The 24,055-nt window shown below is 66.0% G+C and carries 23 protein-coding genes; 16 read left to right on the top strand and 7 right to left on the bottom strand.

The annotated features are described in order from the left end of the window. The first annotated feature begins 6 nt into the window (after window positions 1-6). The 8 genes from pgeF to dnaE all read left to right on the top strand — a co-directional run bounded on the left by pgeF (window position 7) and on the right by dnaE (window position 8,541). Entirely contained in the window at window positions 7-696 is a 690-nt protein-coding gene (gene pgeF / locus VXJ37_RS17330) for a peptidoglycan editing factor PgeF (RefSeq protein WP_331324286.1), read from the top strand. Further along, the gene (locus tag VXJ37_RS17325) at window positions 689-1,441 is read left to right on the top strand and encodes a YggS family pyridoxal phosphate-dependent enzyme (RefSeq protein ID WP_331324285.1); all 753 of its coding nucleotides are present in this window, start codon (window positions 689-691) and stop codon (window positions 1,439-1,441) included. The genes pgeF and VXJ37_RS17325 overlap by 8 nt, the downstream gene beginning before the upstream one ends. A 90-nt stretch (window positions 1,442-1,531) precedes the next feature. Next, on the top strand, window positions 1,532-2,062 hold the full coding sequence (locus VXJ37_RS17320; RefSeq protein WP_141940879.1) for a cell division protein SepF: 531 nt from the start codon (window positions 1,532-1,534) through the stop codon (window positions 2,060-2,062). Between the two features lie 133 nt (window positions 2,063-2,195). Continuing rightward, entirely contained in the window at window positions 2,196-2,483 is a 288-nt protein-coding gene (locus VXJ37_RS17315; RefSeq protein WP_331324284.1) for a YggT family protein, read from the top strand. A gap of 176 nt (window positions 2,484-2,659) precedes the next feature. Continuing rightward, entirely contained in the window at window positions 2,660-3,346 is a 687-nt protein-coding gene (locus VXJ37_RS17310; RefSeq protein ID WP_331324283.1) for a DivIVA domain-containing protein, read from the top strand. A gap of 93 nt (window positions 3,347-3,439) precedes the next feature. Then, a complete protein-coding gene (lspA, locus tag VXJ37_RS17305; RefSeq protein WP_331324282.1) occupies window positions 3,440-4,012 on the top strand; it encodes a signal peptidase II in 573 nt (190 codons plus the stop codon). Next, complete coding sequence (locus VXJ37_RS17300) at window positions 4,005-4,931, top strand: RluA family pseudouridine synthase (RefSeq protein WP_331324281.1); 927 nt, start codon at window positions 4,005-4,007, stop codon at window positions 4,929-4,931. The genes lspA and VXJ37_RS17300 overlap by 8 nt, the downstream gene beginning before the upstream one ends. 49 nt (window positions 4,932-4,980) lie before the next feature. Then, the gene (dnaE, locus tag VXJ37_RS17295) at window positions 4,981-8,541 is read left to right on the top strand and encodes a DNA polymerase III subunit alpha (protein ID WP_331324280.1); all 3,561 of its coding nucleotides are present in this window, start codon (window positions 4,981-4,983) and stop codon (window positions 8,539-8,541) included. Between the two features lie 88 nt (window positions 8,542-8,629). On the opposite strand, the gene VXJ37_RS17290 is transcribed toward dnaE, so the two are convergent. Then, window positions 8,630-9,130, bottom strand: a complete 501-nt coding sequence (locus VXJ37_RS17290) for a flavin reductase family protein (protein ID WP_331324279.1) — start codon at window positions 9,128-9,130, stop codon at window positions 8,630-8,632. A 127-nt stretch (window positions 9,131-9,257) separates the two neighbouring features. Between VXJ37_RS17290 and VXJ37_RS17285 the strand changes: the two genes are divergently transcribed. The 3 genes from VXJ37_RS17285 to nrdR all read left to right on the top strand — a co-directional run bounded on the left by VXJ37_RS17285 (window position 9,258) and on the right by nrdR (window position 11,814). Beyond that, window positions 9,258-9,791: a hypothetical protein gene (locus VXJ37_RS17285; protein WP_331324278.1), complete on the top strand. Its 534-nt coding sequence runs from the start codon at window positions 9,258-9,260 to the stop codon at window positions 9,789-9,791. 4 nt (window positions 9,792-9,795) lie between these two features. Then, window positions 9,796-11,172, top strand: coding sequence for a histidinol dehydrogenase (gene hisD / locus VXJ37_RS17280; RefSeq protein ID WP_331324277.1), 1,377 nt, complete (start codon window positions 9,796-9,798; stop codon window positions 11,170-11,172). Window positions 11,173-11,310: 138 nt separating this feature from the next. Continuing rightward, window positions 11,311-11,814, top strand: a complete 504-nt coding sequence (gene nrdR, locus VXJ37_RS17275; RefSeq protein WP_331324276.1) for a transcriptional regulator NrdR — start codon at window positions 11,311-11,313, stop codon at window positions 11,812-11,814. Between the two features lie 51 nt (window positions 11,815-11,865). Here the strand turns inward: nrdR and ppgK are convergent, their stop codons facing one another. Together ppgK and map are read right to left on the bottom strand one after the other, a co-directional pair. Beyond that, complete coding sequence (gene ppgK, locus VXJ37_RS17270; protein ID WP_331324275.1) at window positions 11,866-12,669, bottom strand: polyphosphate--glucose phosphotransferase; 804 nt, start codon at window positions 12,667-12,669, stop codon at window positions 11,866-11,868. Window positions 12,670-12,775: 106 nt separating this feature from the next. Then, window positions 12,776-13,654 carry a type I methionyl aminopeptidase gene (gene map, locus VXJ37_RS17265; protein WP_331324274.1) on the bottom strand — a complete coding sequence of 293 codons (879 nt, stop codon included), beginning with the start codon at window positions 13,652-13,654 and terminating at the stop codon, window positions 12,776-12,778. Window positions 13,655-13,772: 118 nt separating this feature from the next. Between map and VXJ37_RS17260 the strand changes: the two genes are divergently transcribed. After that, the gene (locus tag VXJ37_RS17260) at window positions 13,773-13,937 is read left to right on the top strand and encodes an SPOR domain-containing protein (RefSeq protein ID WP_331324273.1); all 165 of its coding nucleotides are present in this window, start codon (window positions 13,773-13,775) and stop codon (window positions 13,935-13,937) included. Between the two features lie 177 nt (window positions 13,938-14,114). On the opposite strand, the gene panB is transcribed toward VXJ37_RS17260, so the two are convergent. Continuing rightward, the gene (gene panB / locus VXJ37_RS17255; protein WP_331324272.1) at window positions 14,115-15,005 is read right to left on the bottom strand and encodes a 3-methyl-2-oxobutanoate hydroxymethyltransferase; all 891 of its coding nucleotides are present in this window, start codon (window positions 15,003-15,005) and stop codon (window positions 14,115-14,117) included. Window positions 15,006-15,280: 275 nt separating this feature from the next. Here panB and glnA (VXJ37_RS17250) point away from each other — a divergent pair, with 275 nt between their 5' ends. From glnA (VXJ37_RS17250) to VXJ37_RS17240, 3 genes are read left to right on the top strand one after another with little or no spacing between them, the layout of a single operon-like run. Then, entirely contained in the window at window positions 15,281-16,621 is a 1,341-nt protein-coding gene (gene glnA, locus VXJ37_RS17250; protein ID WP_141160830.1) for a type I glutamate--ammonia ligase, read from the top strand. Window positions 16,622-16,630: 9 nt separating this feature from the next. Next, a complete protein-coding gene (locus VXJ37_RS17245; protein ID WP_331324271.1) occupies window positions 16,631-19,642 on the top strand; it encodes a bifunctional [glutamine synthetase] adenylyltransferase/[glutamine synthetase]-adenylyl-L-tyrosine phosphorylase in 3,012 nt (1,003 codons plus the stop codon). Then, window positions 19,632-20,168, top strand: coding sequence for a GNAT family N-acetyltransferase (locus VXJ37_RS17240; RefSeq protein ID WP_331324270.1), 537 nt, complete (start codon window positions 19,632-19,634; stop codon window positions 20,166-20,168). Before VXJ37_RS17245 ends, VXJ37_RS17240 begins: the two co-directional genes overlap by 11 nt. Before the next feature lie 275 nt (window positions 20,169-20,443). Here the strand turns inward: VXJ37_RS17240 and glnA (VXJ37_RS17235) are convergent, their stop codons facing one another. Continuing rightward, window positions 20,444-21,868, bottom strand: coding sequence for a type I glutamate--ammonia ligase (glnA, locus tag VXJ37_RS17235; RefSeq protein WP_018763577.1), 1,425 nt, complete (start codon window positions 21,866-21,868; stop codon window positions 20,444-20,446). A gap of 283 nt (window positions 21,869-22,151) precedes the next feature. On the opposite strand from glnA (VXJ37_RS17235), the gene VXJ37_RS17230 reads away from it, so the two are divergent. After that, a complete protein-coding gene (locus VXJ37_RS17230; RefSeq protein ID WP_331324269.1) occupies window positions 22,152-22,589 on the top strand; it encodes an RDD family protein in 438 nt (145 codons plus the stop codon). Window positions 22,590-22,682: 93 nt separating this feature from the next. Here VXJ37_RS17230 and VXJ37_RS17225 read toward each other — a convergent pair whose 3' ends face one another. Both VXJ37_RS17225 and VXJ37_RS17220 read right to left on the bottom strand, forming a co-directional pair. Further along, a complete protein-coding gene (locus VXJ37_RS17225; RefSeq protein WP_331324268.1) occupies window positions 22,683-23,036 on the bottom strand; it encodes a DUF3817 domain-containing protein in 354 nt (117 codons plus the stop codon). Window positions 23,037-23,156: 120 nt separating this feature from the next. Next, on the bottom strand, window positions 23,157-23,909 hold the full coding sequence (locus VXJ37_RS17220; protein ID WP_331324267.1) for a DUF4191 domain-containing protein: 753 nt from the start codon (window positions 23,907-23,909) through the stop codon (window positions 23,157-23,159). Window positions 23,910-24,055 lie beyond the last annotated feature (146 nt).

Genomic DNA, 24,055 nt, shown 5'->3' with positions numbered 1-24,055 from the left:
AGCGGCTTGTTCCATTGGCGTGCCGACATCCTGCCCGGGGTGTCGGCCGCATTCACGGATGAAGGCACGGGAAACCTGGCACTGCATGTGGGGGATGATCCTGCTGCAGTCCAGGAACGCCGCAAGCGCCTGGAGCAGTCCATCGGCCTGGAGCCGCAGGCCCTGCGGTTCATGAACCAGGTTCACGGCACCACAGTTGCCCTGATGGACGCGCAGTCGCCGGTCCCCGTGGCTGATGGCATGGTGTCCCGAGGCCTGCCTCTGGCGGTCATGGTGGCCGACTGCATTCCGGTGCTTCTTGCGGGGGAGTCCGGAAGCGGGCCGGTGCTTGCCGCAGTCCACGCCGGCCGGCCCGGCGTGGCTAACGGCGTCCTCCCTGCTGCGGTGGACAGCATGAAGGCGCTGGGCGCCTCCCGGATCCGGGCCTGGATGGGGCCGTCGATCTGCGGGTCCTGCTACGAGGTACCGGCAGCGTTGCGAGATGAGGTATCCGCGCTGGTTCCGGCAACCCGGAGTACGACGTCCTGGGGAACGCCCGCCCTGGACCTCCCTGCCGGTGCCCGGAACCAGCTTGAGGCTGTTGGGGTGGAGGTGGAGTACTCCGGGCCTTGCACCCTTGAGACGGAAACGCTCTATTCGTACCGCCGCGACCGGAACACCGGCCGCTTCGCGGGGCTGGTCTGGTGCCATGACTGACGTGCCGGGTGCCGGCCGCGGACAGGGCGGCGATGCACGGAGCGCCGAACTCGCCGAGCGGCTGGCGGCAGTGCGGAAGCGGATCAGTGCAGCGGCCGAAAGCGCCGGGCGCGCGGACCGGCCGCCGGCACTGATCGTGGTGACCAAGTTCCATCCAGCCGACGACATCCGCCGGCTGGCCGCCCTCGGGATTCGGGATGTGGGCGAAAACCGGGACCAGGAGGCGGCGGCCAAGGCCCTCGAACTCGCCGACCTTGCCCTCACCTGGCATTTTGTAGGCCAGCTGCAGACCAAGAAGGCCAAGTCGGTGGCACGTTACGCGGCCACGGTACATTCGGTGGACCGGCCGCAGCTTGTCGATGCGCTGGCGAAAGCCATGCGCCACGAGATGGCCTCAAGCGGACGCGGGCCGTTGGGCTGCTTCATCCAGGTCAACCTTGAAGACGACGGGGATGCGCACCGTGGCGGGGCCGCCCCTGCCGACGTTCCCCTCCTGGCAGAACGGATCGCCGGCTCTGAGGGCCTGGACCTGATGGGCGTGATGGCAGTCGCTCCGCTGGGGGCACCCCCGGAGCCTGCATTCGAAAAGCTGGCCGTAGTTTCCACCCGGCTGGCCGGGACGTACCCCGCCGCCACGGCAATTTCGGCGGGCATGAGCCAGGACCTGGAAGCCGCCATCAGGTTCGGGGCGACACACCTGAGAATAGGCTCCGATATTCTCGGTTCCCGTCCCGCCGTGGGGTAGCGTCGGACCTATTGGAAGTGATGGGCGGGGGACTCCAGTGCTGTCAAATCATTGGGCGGCCCGCTTACGGGACACGATTAGGAGTCGACCATGGCCGGCGCTCTGCGCAAGACAATGATCTATCTTGGGCTCGCCGACGGCGATGAGTATCACGAGCCCGAGCAACAGACCACACGTAAGGATGAGGACGAACCGATGGAAGTTGACCGCGAGGAACGCCGTGCTCCGGCGCCGGTCCGCGAAGTCAGCCGCGAGGCGTCCTACGCCCCCGAAGAGGAATACCGCGCCCCTGTGACCCCAATTAAGCGTGCGGCCTCGAGCCGCGAGGAGAACACCGGTCTCCGGCAGATCACGACCATCCATCCCCGTTCCTACAATGACGCCAAGCTCATCGGTGAGAGTTTCCGGGACGGCATTCCGGTGATCATGAACGTCACCGACATGGGCGAGGCTGACGCCAAGCGGCTGGTGGACTTCTCCGCCGGACTCGTTTTCGGCCTTCGGGGAAGCATCGAGCGTGTGACCAATAAAGTGTTCCTGCTCTCACCGTCCTACGTTGAAGTGATCGGTGACGACAAAAAGGCCAGCGACACGCAGGCCAGTTTCTTCAACCAAAGCTGAGCATCAGGGCTTTGCAGATGCCAGGCAGGGACACCTGTCTGGCATCTGTGCTGAAATAGACAAGACGACAGCTGTGCAACAGCGGAAGACCCGGGTGGTCCGCCGCACGAACCCTGGAGATATGAAATAAGTCATGGGAATTGTTTTCGGACTTCTCTATCTCGCCCTGCTGTTGTTCTTCGTCGCCCTCATCATCCGCCTCGTATTCGACTGGGTGCAGATGTTTGCGAGGGACTGGCGCCCCCGCGGTGCGGCCCTGGTGGTGGCGCACGCCGTGTACTCCATCACCGACCCGCCGCTCAAGGGATTGCGGCGGCTGATTCCGCCGGTCCGGCTCGGCGGCGTCTCCCTGGACCTGGGCTTCCTGATCCTGTTCATCGGTGTCAGCATCGCCATGAACGTCACCAGGAGCCTGGCCTGATTTACCGATTTAGACCCAGCGATGCAGGCTGTTGCCCCCGTGAACGGCTACTGTAAAGCGAAGAAACCTCCCGTTTGACACCGCAGTGTTGAATTAGAGTAAGCAGACCAAATTTAGGTACCGTAGTTTTGACGGCCGGAAGGCCTACTGACTAACCAGACCAGTGAGGTGACCAGATGGCTTTGACGCCAGAAGACGTTGTCAACAAGCGCTTTCAGCCCACCAAGTTCCGCGAGGGCTATGACCAGGACGAGGTTGACGACTTCCTGGACGAAATCGTCGTTGAACTCCGCCGCCTGAACCAGGAAAACGACGAGCTCCGCAAGAAGCTCGCCGAAGCCGGTTCCAGCGTGCCGGCAAGCTCTGCTGCCGCGCCTGTAGTGGAGAAGGTCCCCGCGCCAGTCAAGGCCGACAAGGACGAGGCCCGCGAGAAGGCAGAGGCCGAAGCCAAGGCTGCCGAAGCCAGCAAGAAGAAGGACGTCCAGCCGGCCGCGCCTGCTGCCGCCGCACCGGCTGCTCCCGCAGCTGCCGCTACCGCCTCGGCCGAGTCCGCTGCCGGACTGCTGGCCATGGCGCAGCAGATGCACGACCGCCACGTTGCTGACGGCCAGGCCCAGAAGGACAAGATCATCGCTGAGGCGCAGATCGAAGCCAGCAGCCTCGTCAACGACGCCCAGGAGAAGTCCCGCAAGATCCTCGGTGCGCTCGAGCAGCAGCGGTCCGTCCTGGAACGCAAGGTGGAGCAGCTCCGCGGCTTCGAGCGCGACTACCGCTCACGCCTCAAGGCTTACATCGAGGGCCAGCTCCGCGACCTGGAAGCCCGTGGCTCCGTCGCGACGCCGGAAGTCAGCGAAGCCAACTAAGTCTGGCAGCACGTATTCTGAAAGCCGGTGGCTGAGGATTCCTCGGCCGCCGGCTTTTGGCATTGACGCCCAGATCCACGAATTGAAAGCACCATGACTGACGAACTTGCTGCCGACGCGGCACGCCCTGTCCCACCCCCGCACCGCCCCCGCCGGGCAGTCCTGCTGTCCCTCTTCACCGGGTTCGCGCTCTTTGCCTACGTCCTGGACCAGCTGACAAAACTCTGGGTCACTTCCACGATGGTTGAAGGGGAGCGCATTCCCGTGCTGCCGCCCCTTCTGCACTGGTACTTCATCCGCAATTCGGGTGCGGCGTTTTCCATTGGCGAGAATGTCACCTGGGTGTTTTCCATCATCATGGCCGGCGTGGCCATCGCGATCCTTTTGCAGGTCCGCAGGCTGGGCTCTGCCTGGTGGTCGCTGGCCCTGGGACTGCTGCTTGGGGGCGCCCTGGGGAACCTGACGGACAGGCTCTTCCGGGAGCCGTCCTTCGGCCTGGGGCACGTTGTGGACTTCATCCAACTCCCCAACTTCGCAATCTTCAACATTGCCGACTCCGCCGTGGTGTCCGCCGTCGCCATTATCTGCATCCTGACCGTCCGTGGGATCGCCCTGGACGGAACCCGGCTCGGGAGCGGGCACAAGGACAAACCTGGCCATGACTGAACGCATCGTCGTCGCCGAGGAGTTCGGCGGCACGCGGGCCGACGCCGGCCTGGCGGGCATCCTGGGGGTATCCCGTTCAGTCGCCGCGGCCCTGCTGGCCGAAGGCCACGTGCTGAACCGTGGCAAGGCGTTGGGAAAGTCGGCAAAACTCGCTGCCGGGGACGTCCTGGACGTCACCGTTCCGGAACGGCGGGACCCGCTGGAAGTCGTGGAGGAAGTTGTGGAAGGCCTGAATATCCTGCTCGATGAGGACGATTTCGTCGTCGTCGACAAGCCGGTGGGCGTGGCAGCCCACCCGTCGCCCGGCTGGGTGGGGCCCACGGTGGTGGGCGGCCTCGCCGCCGCCGGGTACCGCATCTCTACCTCCGGCGCTCCCGAGCGCGCAGGCATCGTCCACAGGCTCGACGTCGGGACTTCCGGCGTGATGGTGGTGGCCAAATCAGAACGGGCCTACACAGCCCTGAAGCGGGCCTTCAAGGAGCGCACCGTGGATAAGGTGTACCACGCTGTGGTGCAGGGCCTCCCGGATCCCCTGGCTGGAACCATCGACGCCCCCATTGGCCGCCACCCCGGCCACGACTGGCGTTTTGCCGTCATCGAGGACGGACGCCCCTCGGTAACGCATTACGAAGTCCTCGAAGCATTCGGCAAGGCCAGCCTGGTGGAAGTCCACCTGGAAACCGGCCGCACGCACCAGATCCGGGTCCATTTTTCCGCACTGCGGCACCCGTGCGCGGGTGACCTCACGTATGGCGCCGACCCGCGGCTTGCCGCCAACCTCGGGCTTACCCGTCAGTGGCTGCATGCCCGGGAGCTCTCGTTTGACCACCCGGTCACAGGGGAGCGCGTGACAGTCACCAGTGGCTACCCGCAGGACCTGGCCTATGCACTGGAAGTGCTGGAGTCGGGACAGGCCTGACACGGGAGGGCTGGCCTGTCTGCGAGGGGTCAGCGCTTAGAATGGTGCGGTGAGTTCCAGCAATGATTCGTTTGTCCACCTGCACACCCACACCGAATATTCCATGCTGGATGGAGCCGCCCGCCTGGGTGAGCTGTTCGACGAAACCGAACGACTCGGCATGCCGGCCCTCGCCACGACCGACCATGGTTACCTGTTCGGCGCCTTCGACTTCTGGCAAAAAGCCCAGGCCAAGGGCATCAAGCCGATCATCGGCGTCGAAGCGTATGTAACGCCGGGCACGGCGCGCACTGACAAGGAGCGCGTTCGCTGGGGCGATGAATCCCAGCGCAAGGACGACGTCTCCGGCGGTGGCTCCTACACCCACATGACGCTCCTGAGCTATAACAACGTGGGCATGCGGAACCTCTTCCGTGCCTCGTCCATTGCCTCCCTCGATTCGGTGTTCGGCAAGTGGCCGCGGCTGGACCGGGAACTGCTCAACACCTATTCCGAGGGCCTGATCGCCACGACGGGCTGCCCGTCCGGTGAAGTGCAGACACGCCTGCGTCTGGGCCAGTACCGCGAGGCGCTTGAGGCCGCGGCGGAGTTCCGCGATATTTTCGGGGCGGACAACTACTTCTGCGAATTGATGGACCACGGGCTGGACATTGAACGGCGCGTCACCGGCGACCTGCTGCGGCTGGCCAAGGACCTGAACCTTCCGCTGGTGGCCACGAACGACCTCCACTACACCCACGAACATGACGCCAAGGCGCACGAGGCGCTGCTGGCCATCCAGTCCGGCTCCACCCTGCTGGAACCCACCTATGACAATGGCGGTTCCCGGTTCGCGTTCTCCGGCAGCGGCTACTACCTCAAGTCCCCGCGGGAGATGAGGGAGCTTTTCCGCGACCATCCCGATGCCTGCGACAACACCCTGCTGATCGCTGAGCGCTGCGAAGTGTCCTTCAACACCAACGCCAACTTCATGCCTCGGTTCCCCTGCCCGCCAGGCGAGGACGAGACCTCCTGGCTGGTCAAGGAAGTGGACAAGGGACTGCAATACCGGTACCCCGGCGGCATCCCGGATGAGGTCCGCAAGCAGGCCGACTACGAGCTCGGCGTCATTACCTCCATGGGTTTCCCGGGCTACTTCCTGGTGGTCGCCGACTTCATCAACTGGGCCAAGAACAACGGCATCCGCGTGGGTCCGGGCCGTGGCTCGGGTGCAGGCTCCATGGTGGCCTACGCCATGCGCATTACCGACCTGGACCCGCTGCGCCACGGGCTGATCTTCGAACGGTTCCTGAACCCGGACCGCGTCTCCATGCCCGACTTCGACGTCGACTTCGATGACCGGCGCCGGTCCGAGGTCATCGACTATGTGACGCGCAAGTACGGCGACGAGCGTGTGGCGATGATCGTCACGTACGGCACCATCAAGACCAAGCAGGCCCTGAAGGACTCCTCCCGCGTCCTGGGCTACCCCTTCAGCATGGGGGAGACGCTGACCAAGGCCCTCCCACCGGCGGTGATGGCCAAGGACATCCCGCTTGCGGACATCCAGAACCCGGAGGCCAAGCGTTACAGCGAGGCCGGGGACTTCCGGCAGCTGATCGCCACGGACCCGGAGGCTGCCAAGGTCTTCGAGACGGCGCTGGGCATCGAGGGCCTGAAGCGGCAGTGGGGCGTGCACGCGGCCGGCGTGATCATGTCCTCGGACCCCATCATCGACGTCATCCCCATCATGCGCCGCTTCCAGGACGGCCAGGTGATCACGCAGTTCGATTACCCGACGTCCGAAGGCCTGGGCCTGATCAAGATGGACTTCCTGGGCCTGCGGAACCTGACGATCATTTCCGACGCCCTCGAGAACATCAAGATGAACCGCGGCATCGACCTGGACCTGGAAAACCTCGAGCTCGACGACGCCCCGTCCTACGAGCTCCTGGCCCGCGGCGACACCCTGGGCGTGTTCCAGCTCGACGGCGGTCCCATGCGGTCGCTGCTCAAGCTGATGAAGCCTGACAACTTTGAAGACATCTCCGCCGTTCTGGCGCTGTACCGCCCGGGCCCCATGGGCGCCAACGCCCACACCGACTATGCGCTGCGCAAGAACGGCATCCAGGAGGTCATCCCCATCCACCCGGAGCTGGAGGAGCCCCTCAAGGAAATCCTCGGCGGGACCTATGGCCTGATCGTGTACCAGGAGCAGGTCATGGCCGTGGCGCAGAAGCTGGCCGGCTACTCGCTGGGCCAGGCAGACATCCTCCGCCGGGCCATGGGCAAGAAGAAGAAATCCGAGCTGGACAAGCAGTTCGCCGGCTTCTCCCAGGGCATGCAGGACAACGGCTACTCCATGGAGGCCGTGCAGACCCTGTGGGACATCCTGCTGCCCTTCTCCGACTACGCCTTCAACAAGGCCCACTCCGCTGCGTACGGGGTAATCTCCTACTGGACCGCGTACCTGAAGGCACACTATGCGCCTGAATACATGGCGGCGCTGCTGACCTCGGTGGGCGATGACAAGGACAAGTCCGCGATCTACCTCAACGAGTGCCGGCGCATGGGCATCACAGTTCTTCCGCCGGATGTCAACGAGTCCGCGCTCAACTTCACCCCGGTGGGCAACGACATCCGCTTTGGCATGGGCGCCATCCGCAACGTGGGCGTCAACGCCGTGGAGGCCATGGTGGCGGCCCGCGAAAGCGAGGGCGCGTTCACCTCGTTCAAGGACTACCTGATGAAGGTCCCGGCCGTGGTCTGCAACAAGCGGACCATCGAGTCCCTGATCAAGTCAGGCGCCTTCGACTCGCTGGGCCACCACCGCCGCGCCCTGGCCATGGTCCACGAAGAGGCCATCGACTCCGTCATTACGCTCAAGCGCAACGAGGCCATCGGCCAGTTCGACCTCTTCGCCGGTTTCGAGGATGCCGGGGAGGAATCGTCTTCCCTGAGCATCGAGATTCCGGACCTGCCGGAATGGGAAAAGAAGGACAAGCTCTCCTTCGAACGCGACATGCTGGGCCTGTACGTCTCCGACCACCCGCTGCAGGGCCTGGAGGGCCTCCTGGCCCAGCACGCCGAGATGAGCATCACCACCATCCTCGGCGAGGACGGTCCGCAGGACGGGGCCATCATCACCATCGCAGGCATGATCACGTCGCTCAGCCGGCGCATCGCCAAAGCCAGCGGCAACGCCTACGCCCGGGCGGAGGTGGAGGACCTGGGCGGTTCCATCGAAGTCATGTTCTTCGGCCAGGTCTACGGGCCCATCGCCTCGGTCCTTGCCGAAGACCTGATCGTGGTGGTCAAGGGCAGGCTGCAAAAGCGCGACGACGGCGCCATCACCCTGAACTGCATGGAGCTGTCCGTCCCGGACCTCAGCGAGGGGCTGCACGGACCCCTGGTGATCACCATGCCCACCTTCAAGGCCACCGAAGCAGTGGTCACCGAGCTGGGCGACGTGCTGCGTACCCACCGGGGCAACTCCGAAGTCCGGCTGCACCTGCAGGGCGACACCCGCACCGAAATCATGGGCCTGCCCGTCCACCTCCGGGTCAACCCCAGCCCGTCACTGTTCGGCGACCTGAAGGTCCTGCTGGGCCCGGCTTGCCTGGACGCCTGAACCGGGACGCCTGGCAAAGACGCGGACGACGCCGGGAAGCACCTCCCGCCGTCGTCCGCGTCTCACAGCCCGGCCGGTGTTGCCGGGGTCAGATTTCGTAGTCGAGCGGCACCGGCTGCCCGTAGGCGCCGCCGTGGTACAGCAGGGGCGATCCCTCGCCGCCCACCTGGCCATCCACCACCTGGACCACCACCACCGCGTTGTTCTCGAACGAGAGCCTCATTTGCACCTCGCCGATCAGCCAGCCGGCAACATCCTTCAGGATGGGCACGCCGTGCGGCCCGATGTCCCAGTGGTTGCCTTCGAAACGGTTGCCGGGCCGGGCGAAGCGCGCGGCGAGCTCCTGGTTTTCCAGCCCCAGCATGTGTACGCCCAGGTACTGGGTGTTGGCCACGGCGGGCCACGATCGGGAGCTGCGCGCCATGTTGAAGGTAAAACGCGGCGGCTTGGCGGACAGGGAGGCCACGGAGGTAGCAGTAAACCCGTACGGCTCATCCTGGTAGTTCACGGTGATGATGGCGACGCCCGCGGCGTGACGGCGGAACATCTCCCTGAACGTCTGCTCATAGGGCTCGCTGTTGTCGGTCACCGGAACTCCTGCAGTAGGTGGCGTAATTCTCCCTCCAAGCGTATTGGTCCCCGGCGGCCTCGGTAAAACAGCCTGCGGCAGCAGCGCGGCCCATGTCCTTGCAGGAACCTTTGTTAAGGTGTGTTGCATGACAAACTTGGCCCGCCCTGCCCGGCGCCTGCTGCCTTGGTCCCTGCTGCTGGTTCCGGCGGTTGCGGGCATCCCGGCCGGCGTGCTGTGGTGGCTTCTTGCCCCGGGCGGGTTGAACCTGATCACCCGGGATCCGGCGCTGGCTTCCGGCACCGTTCCCGTGGTGTGGCTGCCCCGCGACCTGACCCTGGCAGGCATCCTGCTGCTCGGCGGCTGCCTGCTTGCCGTGTTCCTGGCGGACGGCAAGCGCCCGTCACCGCAGGCGGCGCTCTTGGCGGGCCTTGCGGGAGCGTTAGCCGGCAGCCTGGTGGCATGGGGGACTGGCATCCTCGTCGCCCGGCTTTTCGGTCCCGCCGTCGATACGTCCGCCAGTGCCAGCATTGCCTTCTCCTTGCGCGCGTGGCCGGTGCTGCTGCTCGGCCCGGCCGCCACGGCCGTGTCGGTCTTTGTCCTGGAACTGGTGGGCACGGGCAGCACGAAGTCCGGCGCCGGCGATGGCGGAACTCCGGCCATGCTCGGCCCCGTAAAATAGTCCGGTGACCACTTCCCCGGACTTTCCCGCCCCCGTGACAGCCGCCGTCGACTTCCGCACCATCGACCTTCGGGGCCGCAACCTGACCCTTGCCGCACTCCGCGCTGCCGTCCCCCGTGCCAAAGGCCAGACTGTGGCCGATGCCGAGGACAAGGTCCTCCAGATCATTTCGGCCGTACGCGGCCGGGGCTTCGCTGCCTTGTCTGAGCTGGCAGAGAGGTTCGACGGCGTGGCGCAGGAGCACCCGCTGGTCCCCGGAGAAGCGCTCACCACCGCCCTGGACCAGCTGGATCCTGCTGTGCGGGCCGCGCTGGAGGAGTCCATCAGCCGGGCACGGAAATTCGCCGACGGGCAGCGTCCGCGCAATGTTGACGTGGAACTTGGCGACGGCGCCGTGGTCAGCCAGAACTGGGTGCCCGTGGCGCGCGTGGGACTGTACGTTCCCGGCGGCCTTGCCGTGTACCCGTCGTCGGTGATCATGAACGTGGTGCCGGCACTGGCCGCAGGGGTGGAGTCGATTGCCCTGGCGTCGCCCCCGCAGAAGGAGTATGGCGGGCTGCCGCACCCCACGATCCTTGCCGCGGCAGCACTGCTGGGGATCACCGAGGTCTACGCCATTGGCGGCGCACAGGCCATCGCAGCCTTCGCCTACGGCATCGAAGCCAGTGCAGCCGGACCGGCCCTGGAACCGGTGGACGTGGTGACCGGACCGGGCAACATCTTCGTTGCCACCGCCAAGCGCCTGGTTAAGGGCGTGGTGGGAATCGATTCCGAGGCCGGGACCACGGAAATCGCCATCCTGGCCGACGATTCCGCGCAGCCCGCGCTGGTCGCCGCGGACCTCCTCAGCCAGGCCGAGCATGATCCGAAGGCGGCGTCAGTCCTCATCACCGACTCCGAGGACCTTGCCACGGCTGTACGGGCCGAACTGGCGCTGCAGGCCGCAGCCACCAAGCATGCCGCCAGGGTACAGGAGGCATTGTCCGGTCCACAGTCCGGCGTGGTGCTGGTGGACGGCCTGGAGCAGGGGATTGCGGCCTGCGACGCCTATGCCGCCGAGCACCTGGAGATCATGACCCGGGACGCAGCAGCCGTGGCAGCGCGCATCCGCAACGCAGGCGCCATCTTCGTGGGGGACTACAGCCCCGTCAGCCTCGGGGACTACTGCGCGGGCTCCAACCACGTCCTGCCGACCAGCGGCACGGCCGCTTTCTCGTCCGGGCTGAACGTGACCACTTTCCTGCGCGCCATCCAGGTCATCAACTACAGCCGGGACGCACTGGCCGAGGTCAGCGGGCACATCGTGAGCCTGTCCCGCGCCGAGGACCTGCCTGCCCACGGGGACGCCGTCACGGCACGTTTCCCGGGCAGCAACGGGTGAAACTACTACATGTAGTAATTACAGGATTGTTATTACCCCAGATATGCCCGTAAACTGAAGGATGCCACGGCATCGCCCCCCGGCGGTGCTGGTGGCATCCAATGATGCTGCACGCTACAAGCGAAAAGGGGGAACGCCATGTACTGTCCGTTCTGCCGCAACCCCGACTCCCGTGTGGTGGACAGCAGGATGGCGGATGACGGTTCGGCCATCCGCCGCCGCCGGCAGTGTCCTGAATGCGGCCGGCGGTTCACCACCGTCGAGACCACCAGCCTGTCGGTGATCAAGCGCTCCGGCGTCGGCGAGCCCTTCAGCCGCAGCAAGGTCATTAACGGCGTGCGCAAAGCCTGCCAGGGCCGCCCTGTGAGCGAGGATGACCTCGCCATGCTGGCCCAGGAAGTGGAAGAGCAGATCCGCTCCTCCGGTGCCGCCGAAATAGACGCCCACGAAGTGGGGCTGGTGATCCTTGGGCCGCTGCAGAAGCTGGACAAGGTGGCGTACCTTCGCTTCGCCAGCGTGTATCAGGCGTTCGAGTCCCTCGAGGATTTTGAGACCGCCATCGCACTGCTGCGCCACGAGGCCGAGGAAGACGCCAAGGGTACAGCCGGCGGGGCCAGGAACTCCGAGAAGAGCCCCCTCTAAACTCCGGTGGCGGCAGCGGAGGGGAAGCCGCAGCCGCCACCGGCACCACTGCTATTTGGACAGCTGGTGCTTGATGGCAATTTCCAGCGCGGCACCCACAATGCCTGCCTCGTTGCGCAGGACTGCCGGGACAATCGGGGTGCGCAGCTTGAGGTTGGGAAGATATTCGTCGGCGCGCTTGGAGATGCCGCCGCCCACGATGAACAGTTCCGGTGAGAACAGGAACTCCACGTGCGAGAAGTAGCGCTGCAGGAGCACGCTGTACTCATCCCAGGTCAGTCCATCGCGTTCACGGGCAACGGCGGATGCCTTCGATTCGGCGTCGAAGCCGTCAACCTCCAGGTGGCCGAGCTCTGCGTTGGGAACGAGTTTGCCGTCGAAGATGAACGCTGAGCCGATGCCGGTCCCCAGGGTGATCACCAGGACCGTGCCGGACACACCCGCGCCGGCACCGTAGCGGGCTTCGGCCAGGCCGGCGGCATCGGCGTCGTTGATGACCTCCACGGGCCGGCCAAGACGGGCGGTAAGGAGGGCATCGATGTCCGTATCAAGCCAGCTCTTGTCCACGTTGGCGGCGGAGTGGACCACACCGTGCTGGATGATGCCGGGAAAGGTCACCCCCACGGGTGAGCCGGCCTCGGGGGCCTCAGGGCGTGCCGAGAGCTCCGCCACCACCAGGGCCACGGCCTCCGCGACGGCCTCGGGGGTGGCCGGCTGCGGGGTGGGCACGCGGAAGCGTTCGCCCAGGAGCTTGCCCTTCTTCAGGTCGACAATGCCGCCCTTGATGCCCGTACCACCGATGTCGATACCGATCAGCGGTGCGTTCTTGTGCGACTTCTCGTCCTTCTTGGCCAATGGGATTCCGTTCTTAACAGGGGCGGGCAGGAAAAAGGGGCCGGCTTGGGCCCGTAACAGGTGGCCGGTCTGCACCGGCGGCCATGCCTGAGGGGCATGGGATGAACTACGGGAGGGTGAGGATCTCGGCGCCGGCCTCGGTGACCAGCAGGGTGTGCTCGAACTGGGCGGTGCGCTTGTGGTCCCGCGTGACGACGGTCCAGTCATCGTTCCACATGTCCCACTCCACGGTGCCCAGGGTGAGCATCGGTTCGATGGTGAACACCATGCCGGTTTCGATCACCGTGTTGTAGGCAGGGGCGGCATCGTAGTGCGGGATGATGAGCCCGGTGTGGAAGGCCTCCCCGACGCCGTGGCCGGTGAAATCGCGGACCACGCCGTAGCCGAACCGTTTGGCGTAGGACTGGATGGCCCGGCCAATGACATTGATTTCGCGCCCCGGCGCCACGGCCTTGATGGCCCTGTTCAGGGACTCCTGGGTGCGCTCCACCAGCAGCCGGGATTCCTCATCCACGTCACCCACCAGGAAGGTGTAGTTGGTGTCGCCGTGGACGCCGTTGATGTAGGCCGTGATGTCGATGTTGAGGATATCGCCGTCCTGGACCACGGTGCTGTCCGGGATGCCGTGGCAGATGACCTCGTTCAGCGAGGAGCACAGGGACTTGGGGAACCCGCGGTAGCCGAGCGTGGACGGGTAGGCGTGGTGGTCCAGCAGGAACTCGTGGCCCACCTTGTCCAGCTCATCGGTGGTGACACCTGGCTGGATGTGCTTGCCGACTTCCACGATGGCCTGTGCGGCGATCTTTCCGGCGACCCGGATCTTTTCTATGGTCTCCGGGGATTTGACTTCGGATCCGGTGAATTTGGCGGGGGCTGTCTTGCCGACGTACTCCGGACGGGGGATGGACGCCGGAACGGGACGCTGCGGACTCAGGGTACCCGGGGTGAGGGTGCCAATGGGTGCAGTCGAGGCAAGGGAAGGCATAGATTGATCATATAAGGCACGACAGAACGCCTAACAACCGACAAGCGGGGAGGGCACGCGTAAGTGTTTGTGTTACGTGGGTCACCCCCGTGCGCTGTCGCCGGAACGAGGAGCAACGATGACTGAGTACTGGTTCAACATCAAGACCCACGAGGTGGAAGAGGACCGGCTGTCGGACTGGAGCCAGCTCATTGGGCCGTACAAGACCCGCGCGGAGGCTGAGCACGCCATGGAGAAGGTGAAGGCGCGCAACGAGGCCTGGGAAAAGGGCGACGACGACTGAACAGTTTGGCGTCAGGGCGCAAGGCCGTTTTGACGGCATTCCTCCGCGGACTGCCTCGGCCGCTGGCGGCCTCACCTTGACGTCCGCTTCCGGAATACCGTCAAAACGCCGTCCAGGTGCGCGTCCGGTTGCGGGCAGGTCGCCTGTTCCAGGGCCCTCGGGGCGGTGTAAAGAGGGCTAGAAGGAGTGCTCCGGGCCGGGGAACTCGCCTGACCGGACGTCTTCACCATATGCAGTGGCGGCGTCGAGCAGGGTGCTGCGCAGGTCCGCGTACTGCTTGACGAACTTGGCCATCCGGCCGCCCCGCAAGCCGGCCATGTCCTGCCAGACCAGTACCTGCCCGGTGGTGGCCTTGCCCGCGCCGATGCCCACGGTGGGAACCTGTACGGCGGCGTCCACCGCGGCTGCCGTTTCCGCCGGCACCATTTCCATCAGCACGCAGAATGCCCCGGCGTCGGCAAGGGCGCGGGCGTCGTCGATCAGCCGCTGGGCGTCGTCGCCGCGGCCCTGGACGCGGTATCCGCCCAGCGCGTGTTCGCTCTGCGGGGTGAAGCCGATGTGGGCCATGACCGGAATGCCCGCCTGCACCATGGCCCGGACCGTCGGTGCGTAATACTTTCCGCCTTCGATCTTTACCGCGTGGGCCAGCCCTTCCTTGAGGAACCTGACCCCGGCGCCCACGGCCTGTTCGGCGCTGACCTCGTAGCTGCCGAACGGCAGGTCCGCCACCACCAGGGCCCGCTTGGCAGTGCGGGCTACGGCGCGGCACAGGGGGAGGAGTTCGTCCACGGTGACCGGAAGGCTGGTCTCGTTGCCAAACACGTTGTTCGAGGCGGAATCTCCCACCAGGAGCACCTCGATGCCGGCGGCGTCGAAAATCTCGGCCGTGTACTGCTCGTAGGCGGTGAGCATTGCGAATTTGGTGCCGTCGCGCTTGGCCTGCTGCAAGTGGTGGATGCGGACCTTCGCCGGCTTCCGTTCGGCTGCAGCCGGTGTGCCGGGCCCGCTGCCGTACGGTGCGGGTACTTCTGCGGACGCGCTGGAGTCGGAGCTGTTGCTGGAGGCCATGGGATGAGCGTAATGCGGTACCCGCCGTACTAGCTACCGCGCTCCGCATCGGGGCCGGTGATTAGCGTCATAACGGAGGCCGGCCGAAGGGCGCCGCAGGCCGCCGGAAACGGGGCCGGGGGCACCTGACAAGGGCGCGGCAGGTTAATGCTGTGTTACGCAGGCACCAGGCTTCAGCATGAGCGGCGAATGATTAGTACAGTGTTGATGAACTGCTGCCGGCTTTCCCCTTGTGCGGACCCGGAGCATGGACGTTGACCGGAGAAGAGGCCATCATGGACCGCCAGCAAGAGTTTGTCCTGCGCACGATCGAAGAGCGCGACGTACGTTTCGTGCGCCTGTGGTTCACCGACGTCGTGGGTTCGCTGAAGTCCGTGGCGCTTGCACCGGCAGAAGTGGAGGGAGCGTTCGAGGAAGGCCTGGGCTTCGACGGCTCGTCCATCGAGGGCCTGGCCCGCGTCTTCGAATCGGACATGCTGGCCCAGCCGGATCCGGCCACCTTCCAGATCCTGCCGTGGCGCGGCGAGACCGAGCAGACCTCGCGCATGTTCTGCGACATCCTTACTCCCGACGGCGAGCCCTCGGCGGCGGACCCCCGCAACGTGCTCAAGCGCACCCTGGCCAAGGCCGCGGACATGGGCTTCACCTGCTACACCCACCCGGAGATCGAGTTCTACCTGCTCAAGTCCCACGAGCCGGGTCCGAATGGCGCGCCTGTGCCGGTTGATGAGGGCGGCTACTTCGACCACGTTCCCGGCGGCGTGGCCCAGGACTTCCGCCGCACGGCGGTGACCATGCTGGAGTCCGTGGGCATTTCCGTTGAGTTCAGCCACCACGAGGCCGGCCCCGGCCAGAACGAAATCGACCTCCGCTACGCGGACGCACTGCAGACCGCCGACAACATCATGACGTTCCGCACCGTCATCAAGGAGGTGGCGCTGCAGCAGGGCACGTACGCCACGTTCATGCCCAAGCCGTTCACCGACCACCCCGGGTCCGGCATGCACACGCACTTCTCGCTCTTCGAGGGCGACAGCAACGCGTTCTTCGAGGCCGGTGCTGAGTTCCAGCTCTCCAAGACCGCCCGGCAGTTCATTGCCGGCATCCTCAAGCACGCTCCCGAGTTCACGGCTGTCACCAACCAGTTCGTCAACTCCTACAAGCGCCTGTGGGGCGGCGGCGAGGCCCCCAGCTACCTGAGTTGGGGGCACAACAACCGCTCCGCTCTGGTCCGTGTTCCGCTGTACAAGCCGGGCAAGGGCCAGTCCGCCCGGATCGAGTACCGCGGCATCGACTCCGCGGCCAACCCCTACCTGGCCTACGCGGTCCTGCTCGGTGCGGGCCTGAAGGGCATCGAGGAAGGCTACGACCTTCCGGCAGCCGCCGAGGACGACGTCTGGTCGCTGAGCTCGGCCGAACGCCGTGCCATGGGCCACGATCCGCTCCCGGCCAGCCTGCACGACGCCATCCGTTCGATGGAGGACTCCGAGCTGATGCCGCAGATCCTGGGAGAACAGGTTTACGAGCACTTCCTGCGCAACAAGCGCGCCGAGTGGCAGGACTACCGCCTGCAGGTGACGCCCTACGAGCTGCAGCGCAACCTCGGCATCCTCTAGGTGCCCGGCGTGAGCCTGGCACGCCGCCTCATCGCGGCCGGATTCAGCGACCTGGAAAAGGGCGAACGGTTCCTGGCTGCGCGCGAACTCGAAGGCCTGGACCAGGACAGGCTCTTTGCCGGGCTGCAGCTCGCCGCAAGTCCGGACACTGCCCTCCAATCGCTGGTCAGGCTGATCGAGAAACACCCGCAGCTGCGGGACCTGGCGGCCGCCGAACCGGAGACCAGCGAACCGATGTACCGTGTCCTGGGCGCCTCGGAGGCCTTGGGGGAGTTCCTCATCCGGCACCCCGAGCACCTGGAGGCGTTCCGGGTCCGTGCCAGCCCCGAACCCCTGCCCGCCGATCCGCAACGGTTGCGCGCTACGCTCCTGCAGTCCGTCGGCGCCGACCCCCGCGCCGCCCGGCCCGTGGCCGCCGCCACTGGTGTGGACGCCTACGCCGCCCTGCGCACGGCCTACCGCCGCGGACTGGTGGACCTAGCCGTCAAGGACCTGTGCGCGGCGGATCCGCTGGATTTCCTCCCGTCGGTGGGCGGTGAACTGGCGGACCTCGCTGCTGCGGCCATCGAAGCTGCCCTCGCCGTTTCGCGGGCGGAGGCCACGGAGCAGCACAGCGCCGCCGACGTCGCCGACGTTGGCCTGGCGGTGATCGGCATGGGCAAGTGCGGAGCCCGGGAACTGAACTACATTTCCGACGTCGACGTCATCTACGTGGTGGACCCAGGCAGCCTGGAGGACGCGCACGCCAACACCATCGGCACGGCGCTGGCAAGCGGCATTTCACGGGCCATCTCGTCCGTTGCCCGGGAACCGGGCCTGTGGGAGGTGGACGCCAACCTGCGGCCCGAAGGCAAGTCGGGTCCCCTGGTGCGCACCCTTGCCTCCCACCAGACGTACTACGCCAGGTGGGCCGAGAGCTGGGAATTCCAGGCGTTGCTGAAGGCACGCACCATCGCCGGTGATGCCGCTCTGGGCAGGGCCTACGAGGATGCCGTGGCACCGCTGATTTGGAACTCGGCAGGCCGCGAGGGCTTCGTGGAGTCTGTCCAGGCCATGCGGCGCAGGGTGACCGAGCACATTCCGGCGGCTGAGGAGCAGCGCCAGATCAAGCTGGGGCGCGGCGGACTGCGTGATGTTGAGTTCACCGTGCAGCTGCTCCAGCTGGTGCACGGCAAGGCGGATGAATCCTTACGACGCCGGGACACCACCTCGGCGATCGCCGCCCTGTCAGCCGGAGGTTACATCGGCCGTTCAGACGCCGCTGCCTTTGACAACGCCTACCGTTACCTGCGGCTCCTGGAGCACCGGATCCAGCTGTTCCAGCTGCGCCGCACCCATCTCATGCCGGTGGCCGAACCGGCCCTGCGCTCCCTGGCCAAGGCAGTGCTGGGGCCCTTCTCCAACGAGCGCCCCACGCCCGACTCCCTGCTTTCCACGTGGCAGCGCACCAAGCGCTCGGTCCGTGAACTGCACGAGCGCATCTTCTACCGCCCGCTGCTGAATTCCGCAGCCAAGCTCAGCAGCGAGGACGCCAAGCTGACGCCGGAAGCAGCACAGGGCCGGCTGGCCGCCCTCGGCTACCGGGACCCGCAGGGAGCCATGCGCCACATCGAGGCGCTGACCGCCGGTGTCAGCCGCCGTGCCGCCCTGCAGCGCCAGCTCCTGCCCATCCTGCTTGACTGGCTCGCCGAAGGCGTTGACCCGGACGCCGGCCTCCTCGCGTTCCGCCGGATCAGTGAAGCGCTGGGCACAACGCACTGGTACCTGGGCCTGCTCCGCGACTCCAACGCCGCCGCCGAACGTCTCTGCCACATGCTCTCCAATTCCCGCCTGATCGCAGACCTCCTGGAAGTTTCGCCGGAGTCTGTGGCGTGGCTGGGACAGGACAAGGACCTGGTGCCGGTGGGCTTTGAAGCCCAGTGGCAGGAGATCACTGCCAAGATGTCCCGCCACGAGGATCCCGAGAGTGCCATGCGCCTGATCCGGCTGATCCGGCGGCGGGAAATCCTGCGCATCGCCATCGCCGATTCAGCCGGCCTCCTGGACCAGGAGGCCGTAGGCAGGGCCCTGGCGGACACGGACCGCGCTGCCGTCTTGGGCGCCCTGCGCGTGGCGGAAGGGATCGTCCCGGCCGACGGACCACTCAAGACCTCGGTGCTGGTGGTGGCCATGGGCCGGCAGGGCGGCCGCGAGATCGGCTACGGCTCCGATGCGGACGTCATGTACGTCCACCGGGCCCTTCCCGGGTTCTCTGAAGCGGAGGCCCAGGAGCAGGCTGCCCGCATCGTGGCCAAGGTGTCCAGCCTGCTCACCCAGCCGCTGAAGCCGGCCATCATGGCCGAACGCGTGCTGCAGGTCGATGCCGACCTCCGGCCCGAAGGCAAGAACGGGGCCATGGTGCGCTCCCTGGACTCCTACGCCGAGTATTACCGGCGGTGGTCCCTGATCTGGGAAGCCCAGGCGCTGCTGCGGGCACGCCCCATGGCCGGCGACGACGCGCTGGCGGCTGACTTCCTCGAGCTCATCGACCCCATCCGCTACCCGGAGTCGGTTGCCGAACACGACGTGCGCGAAATCAGGCGTATCAAGGCCCGCGTTGAATCCGAGCGGCTTCCCCGCGGCGCCGACCCGGCCCGCCACCTGAAACTGGGGCGCGGCGGCTTGAGCGACGTCGAATGGCTGGTCCAGCTGTTGCAGCTCCAGCATGCCGGGAAACATCCGGAGCTCCGCACCACATCGACGCTGGAGGCGCTGGCAGCCGCGGCGGGTCTGGGACTGCTGGACGGCGCCGACGCCGGGCTCCTGGCAAAGGCCTGGCGGCTCGCCAGCCGGATCCGTTCCGCCAACGTCATCTGGAGCGGCAAGGCCTCGGACCTCCTGCCGTCCTCACGCCGCGACCTTGAGGCCGTAGCGCGCTGGTGCGGCTACGAGCCGGGACAGGCCGGTGTGCTGGAGGAGGATTACCTGCGGGTGAGCCGCCGGGCCAGGGCAGTCTTTGATCGCGTCTTCTATGGCCACTGACTGGGTTTGGCTCATTTCCCTGCGGGACCTGGACGAAGATGCCCGCGCCATCCAACTGGGGGCCGTCGCGGACCTTTCGCTGCTGCCCGGCCAGGAACGTTTCGTGGGCGACCCCCTGCGCATGGCCCTGGCAGGACTGGCAGAAGAATCACGCCGGCCCTACGTGGTGGAATCCGGCGGTGCCGCCGTGGGCCTCTTGACTCTCCAGAGCGGAGCCGCCGCCCTCGCCGGGTGGCCTGATGACCGGACAGCGTGGCTGCTGCGTGGTTTCCTTATCGACGGCCGGCACCAGGGGAGGGGGCTGGGTACCCTTGCGGCCACCGCCGCGGTGGAGGCCGCGCACAGGCTCACCGTCCGGCACAGGGGCGGCGAGTCCGGCGTCGTACTTTCCGTCAACGAAGAAAACCATGCGGGCGTGGCCGCTTACCGCAGCGCCGGGTTTCTCGATGCGGGGCGTTACCTGGGTGGGTCCGCGGGGCCGCAGCGGACCCTGTTCCGGAGCTTCGCCACCCTGCCGCCGCCGTAACGCGCCGGGCCGGCATTGCGCTTAGCAAGCGTTTGCCCGATTATGTGGGTGGCGGTGTTCTCCAACCTTGTTGGGGGGAAGGCTGGACAGTCTTCGTCTCGGGGGGCATTCGTCAGGGGGTCCGGCTCCCGGTCTCAGCACGTCTGGAGGCGGGCCCCCACCTACGGCCTTCGTCCGTGGCCTGACGGCCCTGCGGACAACGCAAAAGGCGGCCACCGGATGTATCCGGTGGCCGCCTTTCGCTGTATCAGCTGTCCTGCGGGGCAGGCTGCAGACTAGACGCCGTAGTAGAGCTCGAACTCGTAGGGGTTCGGGCGCAGGGACAGCGGGCGGATCTCGTTCTCGTACTTGTACTCGATCCAGGTGTCAATGAGGTCCTGGGTGAAGACGCCGCCGGCCTGCAGGAACTCGTTGTCCTCGCGCAGGGCCTCCAGGGCCTCCTCGAGCGTGCCCGGAGCCTTGGGGATGTCCTTGGCTTCCTCGGCGGGGAGCTCGTAGAGGTCCTTGTCGATCGGAGCCGGGGGCTCGATGCGGTTGCGGATGCCGTCGATGCCGGCCATCAGCTGGGCAGCGAAGGCCAGGTACGGGTTGGAGGAGGGGTCCGGTGCGCGGAACTCGATGCGCTTGGCCTTCGGGTTGGAGCCCGTGATGGGGATACGGATACCGGCAGAGCGGTTGCCCTGCGAGTACACCATGTTGACCGGGGCCTCAAAGCCCTTGACCAGGCGGCGGTAGGAGTTCACCGTGGGGTTGGTGAACGCCAGGACGGCGGAAGCGTGCTTCAGCAGGCCGCCGATGTACCAGCGGGCGGTGTCGGACAGGCCGGCGTAGCCCTTCTCGTCGTAGAACAGCGGCTCGCCGCCGTTCCACAGCGACTGGTGGCAGTGCATGCCGGAGCCGTTGTCACCGAAGACCGGCTTCGGCATGAAGGTCACGGACTTGCCCCAGGCGTCGGCGGTGTTCTTGATGACGTACTTGAACTTCTGCAGGTCATCGGCAGCGTGGGTCAGGGTGGTGAACTTGTAGTTGATCTCGGCCTGGCCGGCGGATCCAACTTCGTGGTGGCTGCGCTCAACCTCAAGGCCGGCCTCGTCCAGGGCGACACACATGGCGTCGCGCAGGTCAGCCTGCTTGTCCGTGGGGGAGACCGGGAAGTAACCGCCCTTGACGGGGGTCTTGTAGCCCAGGTTGCCGCCCTCTTCCTCGCGGCCGGTGTTCCAGTGGGCTTCCTCGGAGTCGATCTTGTAGAAGCTGCCCTGCGGGGAGGACTGGTACTGGACGTTGTCGAAGACGAAGAACTCGGCCTCGGGGGCGAAGAATGCGGTGTCGGCGATGCCGGTGGAGGCCAGGTAGGCTTCGGCCTTCTCGGCCACGCCGCGCGGGTCGCGGTGGTAGGGGTCACCGGTGCGCGGGTTGACGATGGAGAAGTTCAGCGCGAGGGTCTTCTCCATGCGGAAGGTGTCCAGGAACGCGGTGGTGACGTCCGGGATCAGCTGCATGTCGGATTCGGCGATGCCCTGGAAGCCGCGGATGGAGGAACCGTCGAAGAGCTGGCCGTTGACGAAGAAGTCGGCGTCAACACTCTTGGCGGGGACGTTGAAGTGCTGCTGGACGCCCGGAAGATCGGTGAAGCGGATATCGACGAACTTTACATCTTCGTCCTTGATGAACTTGAGGACTTCGTCCGCAGTCTTGAACATCTATGCTCCTAACGCATATGTAAATATCTGGCATGCAAGCCACATGATCCAGCGCAATCCAAAAGCAGGGAGAACGATCGTTTTCCCTGCTGCGTGTACCTGCCGGGGGATTGCTTGAAACTGCTAACAGACTATGGATGCGGCATTTCCCGTCCGTGTCCGCATTGTTTCGGGCAGGTTACAGATCACCCTGCTATGACCACGCTATCTTCCGTCCACAGTGCGGTCGAGTCCCATCCACAGTGTGGGCGCGTGGCGTCCGGCGGCTCGGTAAGCTTGGACAGTGGTAGATCGCAAAGATATCGGGTCCTGGCTCACCGGACCGGACACTTCCGGCATTTCGAAATATCCCGGTGAGCGGCTGGGCCTTCCCGAGTCCGGCCCCGGCTCCATTGCCCGCGCAGGGCGCAGGATCGCGGCGATCATGATCGACTGGGGCATCGCACTGCTGATCAGTAACTTTGCCTTCGGCGGGGACTCCTGGGCCACCCTTGCGGTCTTTGCCATCGAGCAGATCCTGCTGGTGGGAACGTTGGGCTACAGCATCGGCCACCGTGTCATGGGCATGGCCGTGATCAGGCCGGGCGGCGGCACTCCGGGGCCGCTCGCGGCACTGGTCAGGGCGGTTCTGTTGTGCCTGGTCATTCCCGCCGTGATTTTCGATCCCGACCAGCGCGGCCTCCACGACAAGGCGATGAACACCCTCCTCATCCGCCGCTAGCGCCGGGACCGGCACTTAGGTGCCGCGCGGACTTCCGGCAGTGCGAAGCGACGCCAGCGCAAGATACAGCAGGAGGCTTTAGGCCAGCAGGGCCTATGCCCGGCTGGGTTCGAAGTCGGCTTCGGTGCTCTCTGCCCCGGAGGCAGTCAGGTGCCCCCGCCGCCCGGCCCAGCGCTCGAAGAGGATAGTGGCGAAGGGAAACACGGCGGAGACTCCAGCCAGCACGGCCACCAGGAACGGCCAGCGCTGGAGGCGCCAAAGCAGCAGTGCAGCCACCCCGTAGGCGATGAACAGTGCACCGTGGACGGGCCCGGCAATCTGGACGCCGAGTTCCGTGGTGCCCGCAATCCACTTCAGGTACATCCCTGCCAGGAGCGCGGCCCAGCTGCATGCCTCCGCCACCGCGAGGATGCGGAAGGCGCGGATGGTCGGTGTCTTCAAGGGCATGGTCACGTCCCGTCGTTGTCGGTGGGCGGTTTTGGGTGCCGGAAGTGCGTCCGGGAGCTGTCCGGAGGCAAGAAAAACGCCCCGGTGGCCGGCTGTGCCGGTACCGGGGCGTCCTGGTGGCTAACGCCCGCGGTTGGGACGGGCCTTGTACGGGTCGATGCCCTTGGGGATGGGAAGCCTGGTGCCCATGGAGGCGATGCGCTTGGAAACCGTGCTTACCTCGAGCTTGGTCAGTTCGTTCTTCATCTTGCCCATCTGCTTGGCCACCTGGCTCAGGGGTACCTGGCCTTCGCCGCGCCCGGTCTGGATGGTGTGGACGGGAACGTTGGGCAGGATACGCGCCAGGCGCTTGCGCTCGGCATCCAGCAGCGGCTTCACCCGGTGGGTAGGGCCTTCGCTGACAAGGACGACGCCGGGACGGCCGACGGCGCGGAACACGGCATCCTGCGTGCGCGGGTTCACAGCGACGGGCTGCTCCTCGGTGATCCAACCCCGGCGGAGCGTGCCCAGGGCAGCGCCCGAAGCTCCCGGCTGGTTTTCGATCTGGGCGAATGCGGCGCGCTCGGCACGGCGGGAGAGGATGAAGGTGGCCGCCAGCAAGCCCAGCGGAATGCCGATGATCAGGCCCGTGATCCAGTTGTCCAGCAGGAAGCCCACCAGGAAGCTCACAGCCACGACACCCAGGAACACCAGCAGCATCAGCCACGGAACCATGGGATCGTGGCGGCGGGTCATAGTGAAGACCTCGCCGATCTGCTTGAGCCTGCTGGGCTTCTTGGCTTTTGCTTCCTTCGGCTTGCGCGTGAACATGCTGCGCTTCACCGCGCTTGAGCCCGCGGAGGAGGAATTGCTGGAGTCAGGGGATTTCGCCATAGTGACTCAATTCTACGTGACTTAAACCCAAGGGCCGGACGCCGGAATCTTCCGGTGTCCGGCCCTTGGGCACTTCACGGATTGAGGCTCAGGAGTGTGCTGCCAGGAGGGTGGCTGCTTCCTGGCGGGTGGTGCCGGAGTCCTGG

The sequence above is a fragment of the Pseudarthrobacter phenanthrenivorans genome (genome assembly GCF_036455295.1).
Taxonomy (GTDB): Bacteria; Actinomycetota; Actinomycetes; order Actinomycetales; family Micrococcaceae; genus Arthrobacter; species Arthrobacter phenanthrenivorans_C.
This window is presented reverse-complemented; position numbering and strand designations above follow the sequence as displayed.